Below are 16,411 nucleotides of genomic sequence, written 5' to 3'. Positions count from 1 at the left end.
CGGACCTGACAGAGGGCACGCGAGGTCGACCGCACGAGGCGGTCGCCGTCAACCAGCATACGCCAAGCTTCGCCGGACCCCTGTCCGCGGTCAGGCCACCGCCAGTCCGGCCGCGACCAGCAAGATCAAACCCGCCGGCAGGTACGCCACCGGAGGGCGCAGCCAGGCCTCGCGCGCGACCGGGCCGCTGCGGGCCACGGAGTACAGCCCGATGCCGGTCAGCGTGAAGCCGAGCGTGAGCAGGACGGCGGGGACGATGCCCCGGGCGTCCGGGTCACCGGCGAAGGTGGCGTCGAACAGCAACCGGACAACCGGGATCATCAGGACGACCATGACGACGGCCACGATGATCGACGTAACCGGGCGCCGGGTCTGGTAGACCTTCTCCTTGCGCTCCGGGGTCACCGGCGGCACCAGCGCGGTCGGCTCGGCCATGGGCTCGGGGGCCGCGGGCACCATGTCGCCGGTCGGCCGGATCGTCGGGTACTCGGTTCCGCGTACGGGAACACGTGCCTCCGGCTCGGGCGGGCGCGCATGGCTGCCGGTCGTCGCGGCCGCACGCTGGTCCGGGAGCCGGAAAGCGCCGCTGGGCCGCTCGTGGATGCCGGAGTCGTACGGGTTGGCGGGGATCGAGCCCGAAATCTCGGGCTCAGGCGTGCGGGGGTACTGGCCGGGCCCGGAATACCAGCTCGGCTCGGCGTCATCGGCGTAGCGGCGTCCTTCCACGATCTCGCAACTTAAGTGACTGCGGACACGGACGCCACCGCTGGGCGCATAACACACCTGGACGGTGACACAGAGGTTTTCCACAATTGCGCTCTGTCCACAGATCCGGGGGGTCGGCGGGGTGCGCTGCCCGGGCGGGCGGGCCAAGTTGTGCGCCATGACGACGCAAAGGCAGGCGGTAGGGGCGTACGGCGAAGAGGTCGCGGCCCAGCACCTCCAGGAGCAGGGCCTCGTGGTCCTCGACCGGAACTGGCGCTGCGCCGACGGCGAGGTCGACCTGGTGCTGCGCGATGGCCACGACATCGTCTTCTGCGAGGTGAAGACCCGGCGCGACGGCCGGTTCGGCCCGCCGGCCGCCGCGGTCACTCATCGCAAGATGCGCAAGCTGCGCCAACTCGCGCTCCGCTGGCTCGCCGAGGCGGCGGAGCACCCCCGCGAGGTCCGCTTCGACGTGATCGAGGTGCTCGTCCCGGCCGAAGGCGCCGACCAGGTCACCCACATCCGCGCGGCGTTCTGACCGGGCCGGCGATGAGCTATGCGCGCGTCCTCAGCGTCGGCCTGCTCGGCGTGACCGGGCACGTCGTCGAGGTCGAGGCCGACCTCTCCCCCGGCCTGCCCGCCGTGGTGCTGACCGGGCTGCCCGACACGTCGCTGCACGAGGCCCGCGACCGTGTGCGGGCAGCGGTGGTCAATTCCGGCCAGACCTGGCCCAACCGCCGGATCACGGTGAATCTGCTCCCCGCCGCGCTACCCAAGCACGGCAGCGCATTCGATCTGGCGATGGCGGTGGCGATGCTGGTCAGCGCCGGTGAACTGCCCTCGGCGGCGCTCGAGGGCGTGGTGCTGCTGGGCGAACTCGGGCTCGACGGCGCGGTGCGCCCGGTGCGCGGGGTGCTGCCGATGGTGGCCGCGGCCGCCGGCGCCGGGCTGCGCCGGGTGATCGTGCCGCTGGCCAACGCGCGCGAGGCCACCGTCGTGCCGGGCATGGCTGTGGCGGCCGTCGACAGTCTGCGCCGGCTCGTCGACTTCATGCGTGACGGCGCCCCGCTGCTCGAACCGCCGCCGTCCGACGAGGCGCCACCACCACCCGGCCCCGACCTGGCCGACGTGGCCGGGCAAGAGATGGGACGGTACGGACTCGAGGTCGCCGCCGCGGGCGGACATCACCTGGCGCTCTTCGGAGCGCCCGGCGCCGGGAAGACGATGCTCGCCGAGCGCCTGCCCACGATCCTGCCCGAACTCGACGACGCCGCAGCGCTCGAAGTAACAGCCCTGCAGTCGATCGCCGGGGTGCTGCCGCTAGATGGCCGGCTGATCCGGCGGCCACCGTTCCAAGCGCCGCACCACACTGCTTCCTCCGCGGCTCTCGTCGGCGGCGGCAGCGGACTGGCCCGGCCCGGCGCCCTCTCGCTCGCCCACCGGGGCGTCCTCTTCCTCGACGAGGCGGCCGAGATCCCATCGGCGACACTGCAGGCGCTGCGGCAGCCGCTCGAGACGGGCCGGGTGGTGCTCGCCCGGGCCCGCGGCACGACCGAGTTCCCGGCCCGGGTGCAACTCGTGCTGGCCGCCAACCCTTGTCCCTGCGCCAGTCCCGCCGGCGACCAGCACTGCACGTGCGCGCCGGCGGTCAGGCGGCGCTACCTGGCCAAGCTGTCCGGGCCGCTGCTCGACCGGATCGACATCCGGCTCACGCTCGCGCCCCTGAGCGCCGCCCAGCTGACCACGGCCACCGAGCCCGCCACCTCGTCGGCCGAGATCGCCGCGCGCGTGGTCCAGGCCCGTGCGGCGGCGGCGAAACGCTGGTCGGACGGCGGGTGGCGGCTCAACGCCGAGGTGCCCGGGCCGGTCCTGCGCCGGGCGCCCTGGCGGTTGCCCCCGGCCGACACCGCCGACCTGCGCGAGTCCCTCGACAAGGGACTGCTGTCGGCCCGCGGCTTCGATCGAGTTCTGCGGCTCGCATGGACGATTTCCGATCTGGACGGCCTCGACCGGCCGGGCCGGTCCGAGGTCAGCGAGGCCATCCAGCTGCGAATGGGAGAAAGCAATGCCCGCTGACGACGACGATCGCGCGGCTCGGGTCGCGCTCACCTGGCTGGCCGAGCCGGGCAATCGGGCGGTGTGGGCCCTCGTGGAAGAGGGCGGTGCGGCGGCGACGCTGCACCGCCTGCTGCGGGGCGACGTCGAGAACGGCCCGTTGCGGGAATCCGCGCTCGCCAAGGCCGCGAACATCGATCCGCGGCGCCTGGCCGAACTCACGTTGAGCCGGGCGGAGCGACTGGGGGCGCGCATCGTCGTGCCGTCCGACGCGGAATGGCCGCAACGGGTGGGGTCACTGGCCACCCTGGCTCTCGACGACAGCTCGACGCGTATCAACACCGATGTACGGCCGCCGTTGTGCTTCTGGGTCCGTGGGTCGTGGCCGCTGGGCGAGGCGCTGGCCCGGTCGGTCGGGGTGGTGGGGGCCCGGGCGGCGTCGAGCTACGGACTTCACGTGACAACCGAGATCGCTTACGGGCTGGCGTCGCACGACTGGACGGTGGTGTCGGGCGGTGCGTTCGGGATCGACGCGGCGGCCCACCGCGCGGCGGTCGCGGCCGGCGGGCGGACGGTGGCGGTGCTGGCCTGCGGGGTCGACCGGCCCTATCCGATGGGCAACTCGGCGATGTTCGAGCAGATCGCCGAGTCGGGGCTGCTCATCAGCGAGTGGCCACCGGGGACGGCGCCGCTGCGGCATCGCTTCCTGATCCGGAACCGGGTGATCGCGGCCGCGACGGCGGGAACGGTCCTGGTCGAGGCGGCGGCGCGCAGCGGGGCGATCCAGACGATGGGCCGGGTGCTGGCGCTGGGCCGGCCCGCGATGGTGGTGCCCGGGCCGGTCACGTCCGCCATGTCGGTCGGGTGCCACTCGCTGCTGCGCGAGCGGCCGGACGCGACCCTGGTCACCGAGCTGTCCCACGTGCTGGAGGCGGTGGGGCGCATCGGGGAATACCAGAGCGACCCGGCTCGCGGGCCGGAGCACCGGCGCGACGGGCTCGACGAGGAATCAGCCTTGCTGCTGGAGGCGGTTCCACGGCGAGGGACGGCCACGCCGGAAGAGCTGGCGGTCCGGGCCGGGCTGGCTCTGCGGACGGTGTTGCGACGACTGTCCCTGCTGGAACTGAGCGGTCTGATCGAGCGCCGGGACGCCGGGATCGCTCTTCGCCGGAAGGCCCGGTGACCGTTCATGGGCAGCACGAAGGCGGGCGCCTCGCGGTCGCCCGTGGTGCCGGGCGCTACCGCGCCCGGCCGGGGTCAATCCTCGGAGTCGTCCAGATCCCGGCGGTGCACCTTCATCCACGCCTCGACGTCGTCGGTCGCCCATACCTTGCCCTGTGCGAGGTCGGCGACCGGCTTGGGGAAGTCGGCGCGGCTGGTGATCTGGTACGCACGCTGCCGGCTCACCCCACCCAGACGGATGCGGATCTCGTGCGCCCCCATGAGCCGGATCGGTTTCGCTGCCACATGATCGACCGTAGGCGTGAGACTATTAGTCAATCATCAAGTTGATAGGAGACAGCTAGTCGTATGTCATCTACACTGTCCTCATGACTAGGCGTCGCCAGACTACCTCGCCCGTCCCCGTCGGACCGGTTCATCGACGCGTGTGGCGGTCGCTCTGGCGCCGCTGCCGTTGTGGCCTCGTCGCCCCCTGCGTCGACGCACTCGTCCCGGCGCCGCCCCTCCCCTTTCCTCCTCGGGGCGCGGCCTCCGTCACTGACCTTTCCCCGCCCTCACCCTCGCTCACCGCTGAAAGGAGGTACAACAACGACAGACCCCCCATGAGACCGGGCAACACAGGGAGCGATCCCACCTTCCTGTCACGCTGTCTGCCCGGCGGCTCCCACTCTCCAGCGCGGAGACCCCAGAGGCCGCCGGGCAGCAGTCCCCGCCCCTCCACCCACCGTCCCGACAGCACCAACGGGGGCGGCCGCCGCCACCCGACCGGACCAGGCGGCGGCCGAGCCACTCCGCCGCCACACCCCGAGCACGACGACATCTCGGTGCGCGCCGGTCCGTCGCCCTGAGCGGAGCCGATCATGCATCCCTCCTGTGCCGGCCCCTCCACGACGCCCGGTCCGGCAAACCGGCCGCCGGCAACGGAGGCATCCCCGGCAAGACTCGGCCACCCGGCCGATTCAACCTCGACAGCGAACACCGACCGGACGGCGTCTCGCAGCACCGCAAGCCTTGGCCCCGGCCGCCCAGCAATGGCGTACCGCCACGTCAACCTGCACCACTGGTGACCCGCACAACCGGCATCAAAGGCCGGACCCGCGCTCCGCTTCGCAGCAACACCGACACCGACACCGCCTCCGGCGTCGGCGTCGGCACCGGCGCCGGCGCCGGCGCGAAGTTCCGGTCTCGACCAACCGTTGCCAGATCGCCCATGTCGGCCGCGTGCATGAGGCAGCGCACGCGGCCGACAGATCCAGTGGCTCAGCATGTCCGCTTGAGGGCGCAGTGCGTGCCGCCGACCGCATTTGAATGGACTGCAGCCCACCGCGCCGGCAGTCAGCGCGGATCACCGGGCGTGCAGGCCGATTGCCAGCGCGGCTTTCAACCGCGTGCACGGCGGAACACTCCACTCGCAACGGCACGTGCGTCGCGAAGCTGCGGAGAGACAGCGACGCGAACAGCGGACGTGGATCGCAAAGCCTGCGGGAAGACAGCGACGCGGATCGGCGGGCATCTGACCGATAGCAACGTCGCCGGCAACCGCATGCACAGCGGAACACCGCCCTGGCAGCGGACCTGGATCGCCGGGCAGGCGGCCAACAGCAAGCCCGACCGAGAACCACCTGCACAGCCGGGCACCACACCGGCAGCTAACCCGGGTCGCGGAACATGCGACCGACAGCAAGCCCGACCGGCAACCACCCACACCGCCGGGCCACACCGGCAGCGGACGTAAGTCGCGGAACAGGCGGCCCACAGCGAGCTCGAATGGCAACCCACATGCCATGCGAAACAGCTCGCTGGCCGCGGACCTGGATCGCCCGACAGCAAGCCCGACCGACAACGACCTGCACAGCCGGGCACCACACCGGCAGCTAACCCGGGTCGCGGAACATGCGACCGACAGCAAGCCCGACTGGCAACCGGATGCCATGAGAGACACCACGCTGGCAGCGAAAATGGGTCGCAGCAAACGAGCCTGGCCGGCAACCGCAGGCGCTGCGAACCACCACGCGGGTGGCGGACGTGGACGCCGGGCAGGCGAGCCGGTAGCGAATGACTGGCAATCGGGGGCGTTGCAGGTGCACCACGTCGGCAGCGAAGGTACGTCGTCGGGCAGGTAGCCGGTAGCCGGTAGCCGGTAGCGAGCGTGGCTGGCAACCGCATGCGCTGCAGGCCATCACGCTGGCCGCGGGCGTGGGTCGGCGGGAAAGCAAGCCGGCAACGAGCCCAACCGGCAACCACGTGGCGCTACAAGCCATCGCACTCGCAGCGAGCGTGGGCCGGCGGGAAAGCAAGCCGGCAACGAGCCCAACCGGCAACCACGTGGCGCTACAAGCCATCGCAGCGGGCATGGACTGGCCGGCAAGCAAGCCGGTAGTAAGCCCAACCGGCAGACCACGTGCGCTGCAGGCTATTGCGCTCGCAGCGGGGGTGGGGTGTCGCAGGGTATGCAGACCTCACGGGGAATGTGCAGCGGTCGGCTATGGATCTCGCCGAGGCCGAGGCCGAGGCCGCGGTGGTGGTGGTGCACGTCTCCGGGGCGTCGGGTGGAAGGACATCGCCGGGGAGTCCGCGGGCCAGTGGGCGTTCGGTTGGCAGCGGCTCTCCGGATCACGCCGGGTGCCGGTGGTCGCTTGACTCTGCGACGGCCAGATCCGGATCACGCGTTGGTGGCGGTCGCCTACGGCGAGCAATCGCTGGAGCTGAACTTCCGGTGGGGCTCATACCGCGTCGCCAGGTCGTGGGAGATGCCACGACGTGTGCATCCGTTGAAGGCGCTTGGTGCGGGCCACGCGAGTGCGTCAGGAGGCCGGTTTCCGCGAGGCTGCCGGACTGGTGCGACTGGAGGTCGGAAAGGTCGGAAGTGCAGGTGGCTCCTGCGTCCGAGCTTGCTCGTCCGGGTCACCGGCATGTCGAGGTTTCACCACGCCACGTCTTCGAAGCGTTCGAAATCGGCGCTGGATCGCCGCGTCGGCCCCTTGGTCGGCAGGGAGCAGCGCCACCCGCCCGTCCCGACGGGCACTCCTGGGGGAACCACGAATGACCTATATCGAACCACCAACCGACGGCGCGACGCCGTTCGGCGCAGCCCGGCCCCGTCCGGCCGAAGGGCGGAAAACTACCGGAGCGGACACGCAACCGAGCCGACCGCAGCCCGTGCGCGCCTCAACGGAATCCGCCGGGTCCCGGGGACCGCAACCTCGGGCAACGGTCAATCCGCCATTGGCGGCCAGCTCGGCTCAGCCAGTCAGCCCGTTAATGCCGGCCGGACCTACAGCGCCGACCGCGTCGGCAAACGCGGACGGTTCAGCAAAACGGGCCATACCAACGATGCCAACCAACGCGGGCCGGGCGCCGAAACCGGCCGGGCCGACAGTGCCAGCCGAATCAGCGAAGACAAGCGACTCACCAAGCACCACCACGCCGACAGCACCAACCAGGTCGGCGAAGGCGGGTGGCTCGTCGGCGCCGGCCGGGCCTGCAGTGCCGGACGGATTGGTTGAGGCCGCGGGGGCGGCGGGGCAGCTCGACGCGGCTGGGCTGGCCGGTGGGGACCGGGGGCTTGCGGCGGTGAACCTCATGGATCACTTGAATGATCGACCCGGGTGGAAGTGCCTTGCGTGTGGGGAGCTCTGGCCGTGCGCCACGGCGCAGGAGCGGCTGATCGAGGAGTTCTGGGCCTTTCCGTCGATACTCACGATCTATTTGACCGCCCAGATGTACGACGCCCTCGGGGATCTTGTGGCTGATGGGCAGATGGCGCCGGCCGACCTGTTCGAGCGGTTCGTTGCCTGGGCTCGGAAGGCTGTTGTTGCCCCGGAGGGTGATGACGAGGGCGGTCCGCCGGCTGATGACCCGCAACAGTGACCGGTGACTAGCTAGGGCGCCCACCGCGCCTGGGTTGCCGTTGGCCGCTCGACGGTGGTGGCGGCTGGGCTCAGTGGGCGCGGGGAGCGGAAGAACGGGCGACGGTGAGGCCGTGCGCGGGGTGCTTTTGGGCGCCTCGCGGTGCGGCTTTTACCGCCGCCCGTCCTGCCGCCCGATCAAGTCTCAGCCTTCTCAGTGCGGCAGGGTTATCATACCTACATGGCTCCGTACGTACAATCCGATGGAACATCGTGGTCACGTAGACTGGCTGACATGATCGATCCGTCTGCGGACCGTGCGGTCTTTCGCCAGCTGGCTGATCTGTTGCGCAACCAGATCGAGTCCGGGGAACTGGGGCCCGGTGAGCCGCTGCCCAGCGAGCTGCGCCTCGCGCAGGAATACGGGATCAGCCGCACCACCGTCCGCCAGGCGATCGGCCAGCTGCGCACCGAGGGGCTGGTGACGGTCGACCGGCCTCGCGGCACCTTCGTCCGCGTGCCCGAACCGATCGAGGTCATCGCGCTGGCCCGCGGCGACCGCGCTGGCGCCCGCATGCCCACCGACGCCGAGCGCCGCAAATATCGCCTCGGCGAGGGTGTGCCCGTCCTGGTCGTGACCACCAGCGACGGCACCGAGACCGTCCACCCCGCCGATCGCGTGCAACTCACGCGCCCGTAGCAACGGCCGAACGCGGCACCGGCGCACATCGATGTGGGACGTCTCCGTACGGTCCGCCCCCGCCGGACCCCTGGCCGGCCTCGTCAACACGTTCCTCACCAGCCGTCTGCCCTCGCGGGGGTGTCACAGGCTTGCGGTCGCCGCCTGGCCAAACCGGCTAACCGAATCAAGCCGGCTAACCGAACCAGGCCGTGCTGCCGCTCGCCCTCAGCTCCCGCCTCCTGCTGCGCCTGTTCGAGGGCGAACTCGGCACGGCAGCCGGACTCGCCGACGAGGTCAAGACCATCAAGCCAGGCCAGCAGACCAGACCAGGCCTGCAGACGGGGCCAGGCCGCCGGCTCGGGCATGGCGGCTCGCAGCAGCATCATCGGCATCGCGGCTACCCGCACGTCGTGGATCGCCGCCTGCACCACGAGATCGACGCCGGCGTTACTTGCGGGTGCGGCGGGTGTGGCCGCGGCCCACATGCCACGACTCGATGACCAGGTGGTCGGCGGGATCGCCCACATAGGTCAGCACCACCTCGTGGATGTCGATGCGGAACAGGCCCGCGTCGTCGCCGTGTGGCCAGTCGGGTGGGCGCGGCAGCTCGGTGACGACGCCGGCCAGTTTGGCGTCGCCGGGGCCGGCCTCGGGGTTGTCGTGCGGCGGTTCGAGCGTGGGGGCGTGCATCGCGATGCGCGGATCGCGGCGGATGTCGCGCAGCTTCACCGAATCGGCCATCATGCCGAAGGTGAGCTCGCCGTCTTGAAAGGCGGCCTCGCTCGCGCTGATGCGAGGGGAACCGTCGCGCCGGAGCGTGGCGATCGTCTTGTTGGTGCCCGCGTCGAACAGGGCCCGCACCCGCTGGGCGAAGGCCGGCGCTTCCTTCTCGATCTCATGCCAACTAGCCATGTCGAGACCCTAGAGCGGGGGTACGACAGAAAGTCAGAAGAGCGTGTAGCGGGACACGGCGAGCGTGAAACCGTGGCCCGTCTCGTCGTCCTTGCAGGTCAGGCCCAGATTTTCGCTGTCGCACCGGACGGAGCCGGAACGCAGCGCCTGGCCGTACTCGAGGGTCGTCTCCGACGTGCCCACCAGGGTGTCACCCACGCAGGTGAAGGTCGCGCGGCCGCCGATCACGGCCAGGCCGTTTCCCCAGTCGAGTTCGCAGTCGGCCGGCTTGGCGGGCGGCTTCCAGGCCTTGCGGACGATGTCGCAGCGCACCTCGGAATCGGTGAGCGCGCACGCGATGTTCTGCGACGGCGTACGGAACATCGCCTCATCGACCACAGCCGCCTCGACCGGCGCGGGGCCGCCGAAACCGACGTTCGCCGACGAAAACGCGGACGGATCGGGATCCGGGCCGTCCCCGGCCGAGGAGCCGGACGGGGAACAGCCGGAGAGCGCGCCCAGCAGGGCCAGTGCGACGATGCCGCGGATCTTCGGTGCCATGGTGAGGGCAGTCTAGGAAGGTTGGGCAAGACCCGCGCGTGGCCCCTTGACGTGCACGCCCGGAGCGAAGACCGTCGACACGATGGGTACGCGGGACTTGCACGAACGACTGCCGCACGCGCTGCGCGAGGCGGTGGACGAGTTCGGCCATCACCTGGTCCGGGTCGACAACCGCTCCGAGCAGACCGTCCGGGCCTACATCAGCGACGTCGTCTCGCTGCTCGACCACGCCGCCGGCTCCGGCGTCACCACCGTCGCCGAGCTGGACCTCGCGCTGCTACGCGGCTGGCTGGCCGCGCGCATGCGGCAGGGGGCGGCCCGTGCCTCGCAGGCCCGCCGGGCCGCCGCCGCCCGCGCCTTCACCGCGTGGGCCTTCCGCTGCGGCCGCGTCTCCGCCGACCCGGGCGCGCACCTGGCCAGCCCGAAGCCGCACCGCAGCCTGCCCACCGTGCTGCGCGCCGACCAGGCCGCCACGCTGGTCGAGACGGCCGGGCCGGACGAGACCGAGGGCGTACGCGACCGGGCCGTCCTGGAACTGCTCTATGCCACCGGTGTGCGGGTCAGCGAGCTCTGCGGTCTCGATCGCACCGACGTGGACGAGGCCCGCCGCGTCGTCCGCGTCTTCGGCAAGGGCGCCAAGGAACGCGCCGTCCCCTACGGCCTGCCGGCCCAGCGCGCGCTCGACGACTGGTTGCGCCACGGGCGGCCGAAACTGGCCACCACAGCGAGCGGCGACGCTCTCTTTCTGGGGGTGAAGGGCGGCCGCTTGCAGCAGACGGTGGTGCGCCGCATCGTCGACGGCGCCGCCCGGGCCGCCGGTCTGCCGCACACCAAGCCGCACGACCTGCGCCACTCAGCCGCCACCCACCTGCTCGACGGCGGGGCCGACCTGCGCGCCGTGCAAGACCTGCTGGGGCACTCGTCGTTGTCGAGCACGCAGATCTACACGCACGTCTCCACCGAGCGCCTGCGGGCGGCCTTCAAACAAGCGCACCCCCGCGCCTGACCCCGTACGATCGGAATGTGAGCGCCCCTGAACCGCCCGTGACCATCCCCGGCGCCCGCCTCCTGTTCTCGATCGATCCCGGGGTGTCCTATCTCAACCACGGGTCGTTCGGCGCCGTGCCGATCGGGGTGCAGCGCGCACAGCAGCGCCTGCGCGACGAGATCGAGTCGAATCCGCTGCGCTTCTTCGCCCAGGGGCTGAGCGACCGCGTCATCCACACGCGACGCCACCTCGCCTCCTTCCTGGGCGCCGACCCCGACCTCAGCGCCCTGGTGCCCAACGCGACGACCGCCGTCTCGCTCGTGCTCAACTCGATCAAGCTCGAGTCGGCCGACGAGGTGTTGCTGAGCGACCACAGCTACGGCGCGGTGGCGATGGCCGCCCGCCGCCGCTGCCGCCGCTCGGGCGCGACCGTGCGGACCGTCGCGCTGCCGATGCCCGCCACCGACGCCGAACTGGTCAGCCGGGTGCGCGCCGCCTTGCGCCCGGGACGCACCAAACTGCTGATCATCGACCAACTGTCGTCGGCGACGGCGATGGCCTTCCCCGTCCACGAGATCGTCGCGGCCGCGCACGAGCACGACATTCCGGTACTGGTGGACGCGGCGCACGTCCCCGGCATGCTGCCGGTCGAGGTGGCCTCGATCCGGGCCGACTTCTGGGTCGGCAACCTGCACAAGTGGGCCTTCGCCCCGCGGGGCACGGCGCTGCTCTCGGTCGCCCCGGAATGGCGCCGCCGGATCGAGCCGCTGGTCGTCTCGTGGGATCAGGACCAGGGCTATCCGCACGCCGTCGAGTCTCAGGGCACCATCGATTACACCCCCTGGCTCGCCGCACCGACCGGCCTGTTCACGCTGCGCTCGCTCGGCTGGGACGAGGTGCGGACCCACAACGCCGCCCTCGCCGCCTACGGTGAGCGGGTGGTGGCCGAGGCGCTCGAGGTGCCGGCGGACGAGTTGCCCCGGCCGAGCGTACCCGGCGTCTCGATGCGGATCGTGCCGCTGCCGGCGGGCCTGGCCACCACGGTGCCCGAGGCCCACGCGCTGCGCGAGCACATCGCGGGCAAGCTGGCCGTCGAGACCGCCGTGAACGCCTGGGGCGGCCGCGGTCTGCTGCGCCTGAGCGCGCAGGTCTACAACCGGGCCGAAGAGTACGACCGGTTCGCCGAGCGCCTGCCCGCGCTGCTGCACGACTACCGCGCCTGATCGAGCGGCAGCAGCCGCACCCGGCCCAACCCGAGCAAGGCGAGCGGGTCGAGATACAGCGGGCCCCGCCGCAGCCCCCAGTGCAGGCAGGCCGCCTGCGTACAGCCGTGGTGGCCGGCCTCGAGGCGCCCGATCGGGTCGCCGCGGACCACAACCGTGCCCAGGTCGACAGTGGCCGTCACCGGCTCGTAGGTCGTGCGCAGCCCACCGGCGTGGCCCACGCTGACGACACCGCGGCCCGCGATCGTGCCGGCGAACAGCACCGTGCCCGCCCCGGCCGCCCGCACCACCACCGAAGGCGGCGCGGCGATGTCGATACCGCGGTGCCCGGGCAGCCAGGGCCGCGCGGGCGGGTCGAAGGGCCGGACGACGGCGGGCGGCGCGACCGGCCACCCGAAGGACGTGACGACTAACAGGATCAGCAGACGAAGCATGCCGACAATCTGCCGCACCGGACCCACCAAGAACGGCCCTGTGGATAACCGCCCCGGAAACGGACTAAAGGCTGTGGATCAGTTGCCGAAGCCGGGTTCGTCGGGCAGCGAGATGTCGGGCTTCTCGAGCTCTTCGACGTTGACGTCCTTGAACGTCATCACCCGCACGTTCTTGACGAACCGGGCCGGACGGTACATGTCCCAGACCCAGGCGTCGTGCATCTCGACCTCGAAATACACCTCGCCGTCGGAGTTGCGCACGTGCAGGTCGACCTGATTGGCCAGGTAGAACCGGCGCTCCGTCTCCACCACGTAGGAGAACTGGCGGACGATGTCGCGGTACTCCCGGTAGAGCTGCAGCTCCATCTCGGTCTCGTACTTCTCGAGATCCTCTGCGCTCATCGCTTCTCGCCCTCCATGGCCTCATCTTCCCCCACCGACGGCGACGGCTGAGGCTGCTCGCCCGACGCCACGCCGACGGTACTCCCAGGGGTCTCCGGAAGCACCAGGGACGCGGTGGCGGATGCATCAAACAGTACTGGTTGAACCGACTCGGGCGACACGCGCTGCACCGGCCGGCGCGCCCGCGGCGGACGGTTGCCGCGGCCCGAGACGGCGGCGACGTTCACGTACGAGAACCTGTGCTCGGCACAGGGGCCGTGCTGCTTCAACGCGGCGCTGTGCTCCTCGGTGATGTAGCCCTTGTGCACCGCGAACCCGTAGTCGGGGAACTGGTCGTGCATCTCGACCATGATGCGGTCCCGGGTGACCTTGGCCAGCACGCTCGCCGCCGCCACACAGGCGGCCACCCGGTCGCCCTTCCAGACCGCCAGCCCGGGCACGCCCAAGCCGTCGACCGGGAACCCGTCGGTCAGCACGTATTCCGGCGGGGTGCTCAGCAACGCCAGTGCCCGGCGCATCGCGGACAGGTTGCAGACGTGCAGCCCGCGCGTGTCGACCTCGGTCGCCGGGACGATGACCACCGACCAGGCCAGCGCCCGCTCGACGACCTGCTCGTAGACCCGCTCGCGAGCGGCCGGGGTCAGCAGCTTGGAGTCGGCCAGTTGCTCGATCTCGCCGCGCTTGCCCTCGGGCAGCACGGCCGCGGCGGCCACGAGCGGCCCGGCGCAGGCGCCCCGGCCGGCCTCGTCGGCCCCGGCCACCTGACGGAAGCCGCGGCGCTGCAGCGCGCGTTCGAGCGCGTACAGGCCGCCCTCGCGGCGGACCACGGTGCGGGGTGGGGCCAGCATCAGGGCAGCCGCCGCAACAGGCCGGCGAGCTCGACCGGGAAGATCGACTCGGCGCTGGCCTCGATCTCGTCGGCCGACCACCAGCGGTGCGCGGTGATGGTCGCCTTCTCCTCCTCGTCCATGCCGGCGAAGTCGGCCTGCCAGCCGGGGACGCGGAGGACGAAGAATTCCTGTTCCTGGCTGTATTGCCGGCCGCCGTAGCTGAACTCGGTCAGCTGGCGCCAGAAGGGCTCGCCCAGGGCGCCCGCCTCGACCTCGAGGCCGACCTCTTCGAAGAGCTCGCGGGCGGCGCCCTGCGCGGGCGTCTCGCCGCTTTCCAGCCCGCCGCCGGGGGTGAACCACCAACTGGTACCGGGACGGGCCGGGTCGCCGCCGTGGAGGAGCAGGGCCCGCCCGGCCGGGTCGACCAGCAGCACGCGGGCGGCGCGGCGTTCGACAACGGTCACGCGACCCAGCCTATTGCGCGAACAGTGGATCTTACGACTGCGGGTCGGGAATGGCGTTGAAGCCGTCCGGCACCGACAGCCACGTGGCCCGGTTCACCGGCCAGAACACGGTGAAGGCGCGGCCGACGATCGAGTCCTCGGGGATCGTCGCCTCTTGCACGTTCTCGTCGCTGTCCTGCCAGTGCTCGAGCGAGTCGCCGGACGCGGAGCGATGGTCGCCCATCACCCAGAGCCGGTTCGGCGGCACGGTGACCTCGAACTTGGTGTCGGCCGGGTCGTCCTGGGCGCCTGCCTCGTCGGTGAAGATGTACGGCTCGTCGAGCTTGACGCCGTTGATCGTCAGCTTCTTGTCGGCGGCGCCGGGATCGTACGAGATGCGGTCGCCCGGAACGCCGATGATGCGCTTGATGAAGTCTTCGCCCTCGGCGCCCGACTGCCACGCGGCCGGCGCCTCGAAGACGATGATCTCGCCGCGGCGAGGCTCGCGGAAGTCGTAGACGAGCTTGTTGACGAGCACCCGGTCGAGCACGTTGAGCGTGTGCTCCATGGACGGGGACGGAATGTAGAACGTCTGGAGCACGAAGGCCCGGACCAACACGGCCACCAGGACCGCCACGCCCAGAAGAATCGGAAGCTCGCGCCAGAACGAACTGCGCTTCTTTTCCGTCTGCTCGTCAATCACGAGGGGAGCCTACGTCGCCGTGTCACGAACGGCAGTCCGGAACGCGCGGATATCGCAGCACTTAACAGAAAGGGAAGGGCGAAGACCTCGGTCGCGGGATCCGGCTCGCGCACCGGGACTGTGCCCGGCGCCGCCGCGGTCGGATGGTCGGCCGCGTACACCTTCCATTCGTCCGGCACAGAGAGGCTGGTGAAGCGGTTGCTCGGCCAGACGATCACGAATGCCCGCCCGATGATGTTGCTGATCGGCACCGGGCCCTGACACCGCGCGTCCTGCGAGACCGCCCGATGGTCGCCCATGACGAACATCTCACCCGCTGGGACGACCACCTCGGTGAAACGCCGGCTGGTGCACTGGTTGGGATTCGGCGGCTGGTTCAGGTCGGAGTTGAATCCCTCGGCGATGTAGGACTCGTCGATCCCCACGCCGTTGACCATGATCCGGCCCTTGCCGTCGCAGCAGGCGATCTTGTCGCCGGGCAGGCCGATCACCCGTTTGATGAAGTCGCGCTCCCCCGGGCGGCTGACACCGACGAGGTCACCGATCGTGCGGCCGAGCTTGGCCGCGAACGAGTTGCTGACCGGCTCGGTCACCTCGGGCGTCCAGTTCTCGTCGCCCCGGAAGACCACGATCTCGCCCCGGATCGGGTCGCGCATGTCGTAGATGACCTTGTTGACCAGCACCCTGTCCTTGACGAGCAGGGTGTTCTCCATCGATCCGCTGGGGATGTAGAACGCCTGCACCAGGAACGTGCGGATCAGCACGGCCAGACAGAACGCCACCACCAGCAGCAGCGGCAGCTCCTGCCAGAGAGGCATCTCTTTGCGCCGGACCAATCCCTGCCGCCGCCGAGAAGCCGGGCCGTAGCCCTCGTTCGGTTCCACGCTTCGCCATCTCCCGCCGCCGACCGGCCGAACCAACCCCGGATACAGCACTACCGCCCGAGTGGCTCCCCTAACGGGGACTTACGGGCGGTAGTGCTGGAAGGGTTCACACTGATCCCATCCGGCACACGGCAAGAGTAATGCGCGCATGCCCGGATCGATGAGGATCAGACGGTCTGCTTCTCCCGAAGCTCCTTGATCTTGGCCTTCTTGCCGCGGAGCTCGCGCAGGTAGTAAAGCTTGGCCCGGCGGACGTCACCGCGGCTCACGACCTCGATCTTGTCGATCGCCGGGCTGTTGAGCGGGTAGGTCCGCTCGACGCCGACACCGAAGCTGATCTTGCGGACCTTGAAGGTCTCGCGGAGGCCGGCGCCCTGGCGGCCGATCACGACGCCCTGGAAGATCTGGACGCGGGAACGGTTACCTTCGACGACCCGGGCGAACACCTTGACGGTGTCGCCGGCCCGGAAACCGGGGAGGTCGGTGCGCTGCGACTGGGCGTCGAGAGCGTCCAGCGTGTTCATCGCTGCATCCTCGTTATTCGTGGCGCATCGGGAGTTCGATGCGCGGCTGGGTACTT

At 70.7% G+C, this 16,411-nt stretch carries 19 protein-coding genes; 7 read left to right on the top strand and 12 right to left on the bottom strand.

All coding sequences use genetic code 11. The features are described 5' to 3' along the window. Positions 1-90: 90 nt before the first annotated feature. On the bottom strand, positions 91-726 hold the full coding sequence (locus tag LXN57_RS37770; RefSeq protein WP_251803017.1) for a hypothetical protein: 636 nt from the start codon (positions 724-726) through the stop codon (positions 91-93). Positions 727-883: 157 nt separating this feature from the next. Between LXN57_RS37770 and LXN57_RS37765 the strand changes: the two genes are divergently transcribed. The 3 genes from LXN57_RS37765 to LXN57_RS37755 are packed head-to-tail and all read left to right on the top strand — an operon-like array spanning position 884 to position 3,943. After that, positions 884-1,243 carry a YraN family protein gene (locus tag LXN57_RS37765; RefSeq protein ID WP_251803016.1) on the top strand — a complete coding sequence of 120 codons (360 nt, stop codon included), beginning with the start codon at positions 884-886 and terminating at the stop codon, positions 1,241-1,243. Between the two features lie 11 nt (positions 1,244-1,254). Continuing rightward, positions 1,255-2,781, top strand: a complete 1,527-nt coding sequence (locus tag LXN57_RS37760; protein ID WP_251803015.1) for a YifB family Mg chelatase-like AAA ATPase — start codon at positions 1,255-1,257, stop codon at positions 2,779-2,781. Then, complete coding sequence (locus tag LXN57_RS37755; protein WP_251803014.1) at positions 2,771-3,943, top strand: DNA-processing protein DprA; 1,173 nt, start codon at positions 2,771-2,773, stop codon at positions 3,941-3,943. The genes LXN57_RS37760 and LXN57_RS37755 overlap by 11 nt, the downstream gene beginning before the upstream one ends. Before the next feature lie 74 nt (positions 3,944-4,017). Here the strand turns inward: LXN57_RS37755 and LXN57_RS37750 are convergent, their stop codons facing one another. Further along, entirely contained in the window at positions 4,018-4,203 is a 186-nt protein-coding gene (locus tag LXN57_RS37750; RefSeq protein WP_215784742.1) for a DNA-binding protein, read from the bottom strand. 3,321 nt (positions 4,204-7,524) lie between these two features. Between LXN57_RS37750 and LXN57_RS37745 the strand changes: the two genes are divergently transcribed. Both LXN57_RS37745 and LXN57_RS37740 read left to right on the top strand, forming a co-directional pair. After that, entirely contained in the window at positions 7,525-7,812 is a 288-nt protein-coding gene (locus tag LXN57_RS37745; protein WP_251803013.1) for a hypothetical protein, read from the top strand. Between the two features lie 273 nt (positions 7,813-8,085). Then, on the top strand, positions 8,086-8,490 hold the full coding sequence (locus LXN57_RS37740) for a winged helix-turn-helix domain-containing protein (RefSeq protein WP_251803012.1): 405 nt from the start codon (positions 8,086-8,088) through the stop codon (positions 8,488-8,490). 95 nt (positions 8,491-8,585) lie between these two features. Here LXN57_RS37740 and LXN57_RS37735 read toward each other — a convergent pair whose 3' ends face one another. The 3 genes from LXN57_RS37735 to LXN57_RS37725 are packed head-to-tail and all read right to left on the bottom strand — an operon-like array spanning position 8,586 to position 9,924. After that, complete coding sequence (locus LXN57_RS37735; protein WP_251803011.1) at positions 8,586-8,957, bottom strand: hypothetical protein; 372 nt, start codon at positions 8,955-8,957, stop codon at positions 8,586-8,588. Next, complete coding sequence (locus LXN57_RS37730) at positions 8,920-9,384, bottom strand: pyridoxamine 5'-phosphate oxidase family protein (protein WP_251803010.1); 465 nt, start codon at positions 9,382-9,384, stop codon at positions 8,920-8,922. Before LXN57_RS37730 ends, LXN57_RS37735 begins: the two co-directional genes overlap by 38 nt. Positions 9,385-9,417: 33 nt before the next feature. Then, positions 9,418-9,924, bottom strand: coding sequence for a DUF6636 domain-containing protein (locus tag LXN57_RS37725; protein ID WP_251803009.1), 507 nt, complete (start codon positions 9,922-9,924; stop codon positions 9,418-9,420). Between the two features lie 82 nt (positions 9,925-10,006). On the opposite strand from LXN57_RS37725, the gene LXN57_RS37720 reads away from it, so the two are divergent. Both LXN57_RS37720 and LXN57_RS37715 read left to right on the top strand, forming a co-directional pair. Further along, positions 10,007-10,930, top strand: a complete 924-nt coding sequence (locus LXN57_RS37720; protein ID WP_251803008.1) for a tyrosine recombinase XerC — start codon at positions 10,007-10,009, stop codon at positions 10,928-10,930. A gap of 17 nt (positions 10,931-10,947) precedes the next feature. Further along, on the top strand, positions 10,948-12,135 hold the full coding sequence (locus LXN57_RS37715) for an aminotransferase class V-fold PLP-dependent enzyme (protein WP_251803007.1): 1,188 nt from the start codon (positions 10,948-10,950) through the stop codon (positions 12,133-12,135). Here the strand turns inward: LXN57_RS37715 and LXN57_RS37710 are convergent. The 7 genes from LXN57_RS37710 to rplS form a co-directional block, all read right to left on the bottom strand. Continuing rightward, positions 12,123-12,599: a murein hydrolase activator EnvC family protein gene (locus tag LXN57_RS37710; protein WP_438872964.1), complete on the bottom strand. Its 477-nt coding sequence runs from the start codon at positions 12,597-12,599 to the stop codon at positions 12,123-12,125. The genes LXN57_RS37715 and LXN57_RS37710 overlap by 13 nt on opposite strands. A gap of 48 nt (positions 12,600-12,647) precedes the next feature. Beyond that, complete coding sequence (locus LXN57_RS37705) at positions 12,648-12,971, bottom strand: DUF2469 domain-containing protein (protein WP_221378596.1); 324 nt, start codon at positions 12,969-12,971, stop codon at positions 12,648-12,650. Next, positions 12,968-13,819 carry a ribonuclease HII gene (locus LXN57_RS37700; RefSeq protein ID WP_251803006.1) on the bottom strand — a complete coding sequence of 284 codons (852 nt, stop codon included), beginning with the start codon at positions 13,817-13,819 and terminating at the stop codon, positions 12,968-12,970. The genes LXN57_RS37705 and LXN57_RS37700 overlap by 4 nt, the downstream gene beginning before the upstream one ends. After that, positions 13,819-14,265, bottom strand: coding sequence for an NUDIX hydrolase (locus LXN57_RS37695; RefSeq protein WP_251803005.1), 447 nt, complete (start codon positions 14,263-14,265; stop codon positions 13,819-13,821). The genes LXN57_RS37700 and LXN57_RS37695 overlap by 1 nt, the downstream gene beginning before the upstream one ends. A gap of 31 nt (positions 14,266-14,296) precedes the next feature. After that, positions 14,297-14,947 (bottom strand): signal peptidase I, encoded by a 651-nt coding sequence (gene lepB, locus LXN57_RS37690; protein ID WP_251803004.1) that lies wholly within the window; start codon positions 14,945-14,947, stop codon positions 14,297-14,299. Beyond that, complete coding sequence (lepB, locus tag LXN57_RS37685) at positions 14,944-15,831, bottom strand: signal peptidase I (RefSeq protein WP_251803003.1); 888 nt, start codon at positions 15,829-15,831, stop codon at positions 14,944-14,946. The genes lepB (LXN57_RS37690) and lepB (LXN57_RS37685) overlap by 4 nt, the downstream gene beginning before the upstream one ends. Positions 15,832-15,998: 167 nt before the next feature. Continuing rightward, the gene (gene rplS, locus LXN57_RS37680; protein ID WP_221378591.1) at positions 15,999-16,355 is read right to left on the bottom strand and encodes a 50S ribosomal protein L19; all 357 of its coding nucleotides are present in this window, start codon (positions 16,353-16,355) and stop codon (positions 15,999-16,001) included. Positions 16,356-16,411: the final 56 nt, after the last annotated feature.

This window comes from Paractinoplanes hotanensis (genome assembly GCF_023717965.1).
Lineage (GTDB): Bacteria > Actinomycetota > Actinomycetes > Mycobacteriales > Micromonosporaceae > Actinoplanes > Actinoplanes polyasparticus.
Note: the sequence above shows the minus strand (reverse complement) of the source record. Positions and strands in the feature narration are given on the sequence as shown.

Coding starts and splice junctions, on each gene's coding strand:
- LXN57_RS37765 (WP_251803016.1), top strand. CDS start 884: ATGACGACGCAAAGGCAGGCGGTAGGGGCGTACGGCGAAGAGGTCGCG.
- LXN57_RS37760 (WP_251803015.1), top strand. CDS start 1,255: ATGAGCTATGCGCGCGTCCTCAGCGTCGGCCTGCTCGGCGTGACCGGG.
- LXN57_RS37755 (WP_251803014.1), top strand. CDS start 2,771: ATGCCCGCTGACGACGACGATCGCGCGGCTCGGGTCGCGCTCACCTGG.
- LXN57_RS37750 (WP_215784742.1), bottom strand. CDS start 4,203: ATGGGGGCGCACGAGATCCGCATCCGTCTGGGTGGGGTGAGCCGGCAG.
- LXN57_RS37745 (WP_251803013.1), top strand. CDS start 7,525: ATGGATCACTTGAATGATCGACCCGGGTGGAAGTGCCTTGCGTGTGGG.
- LXN57_RS37740 (WP_251803012.1), top strand. CDS start 8,086: ATGATCGATCCGTCTGCGGACCGTGCGGTCTTTCGCCAGCTGGCTGAT.
- LXN57_RS37735 (WP_251803011.1), bottom strand. CDS start 8,957: ATGTGGGCCGCGGCCACACCCGCCGCACCCGCAAGTAACGCCGGCGTC.
- LXN57_RS37730 (WP_251803010.1), bottom strand. CDS start 9,384: ATGGCTAGTTGGCATGAGATCGAGAAGGAAGCGCCGGCCTTCGCCCAG.
- LXN57_RS37725 (WP_251803009.1), bottom strand. CDS start 9,924: ATGGCACCGAAGATCCGCGGCATCGTCGCACTGGCCCTGCTGGGCGCG.
- LXN57_RS37720 (WP_251803008.1), top strand. CDS start 10,007: ATGGGTACGCGGGACTTGCACGAACGACTGCCGCACGCGCTGCGCGAG.
- LXN57_RS37705 (WP_221378596.1), bottom strand. CDS start 12,971: ATGAGCGCAGAGGATCTCGAGAAGTACGAGACCGAGATGGAGCTGCAG.
- LXN57_RS37700 (WP_251803006.1), bottom strand. CDS start 13,819: ATGCTGGCCCCACCCCGCACCGTGGTCCGCCGCGAGGGCGGCCTGTAC.
- rplS (WP_221378591.1), bottom strand. CDS start 16,355: ATGAACACGCTGGACGCTCTCGACGCCCAGTCGCAGCGCACCGACCTC.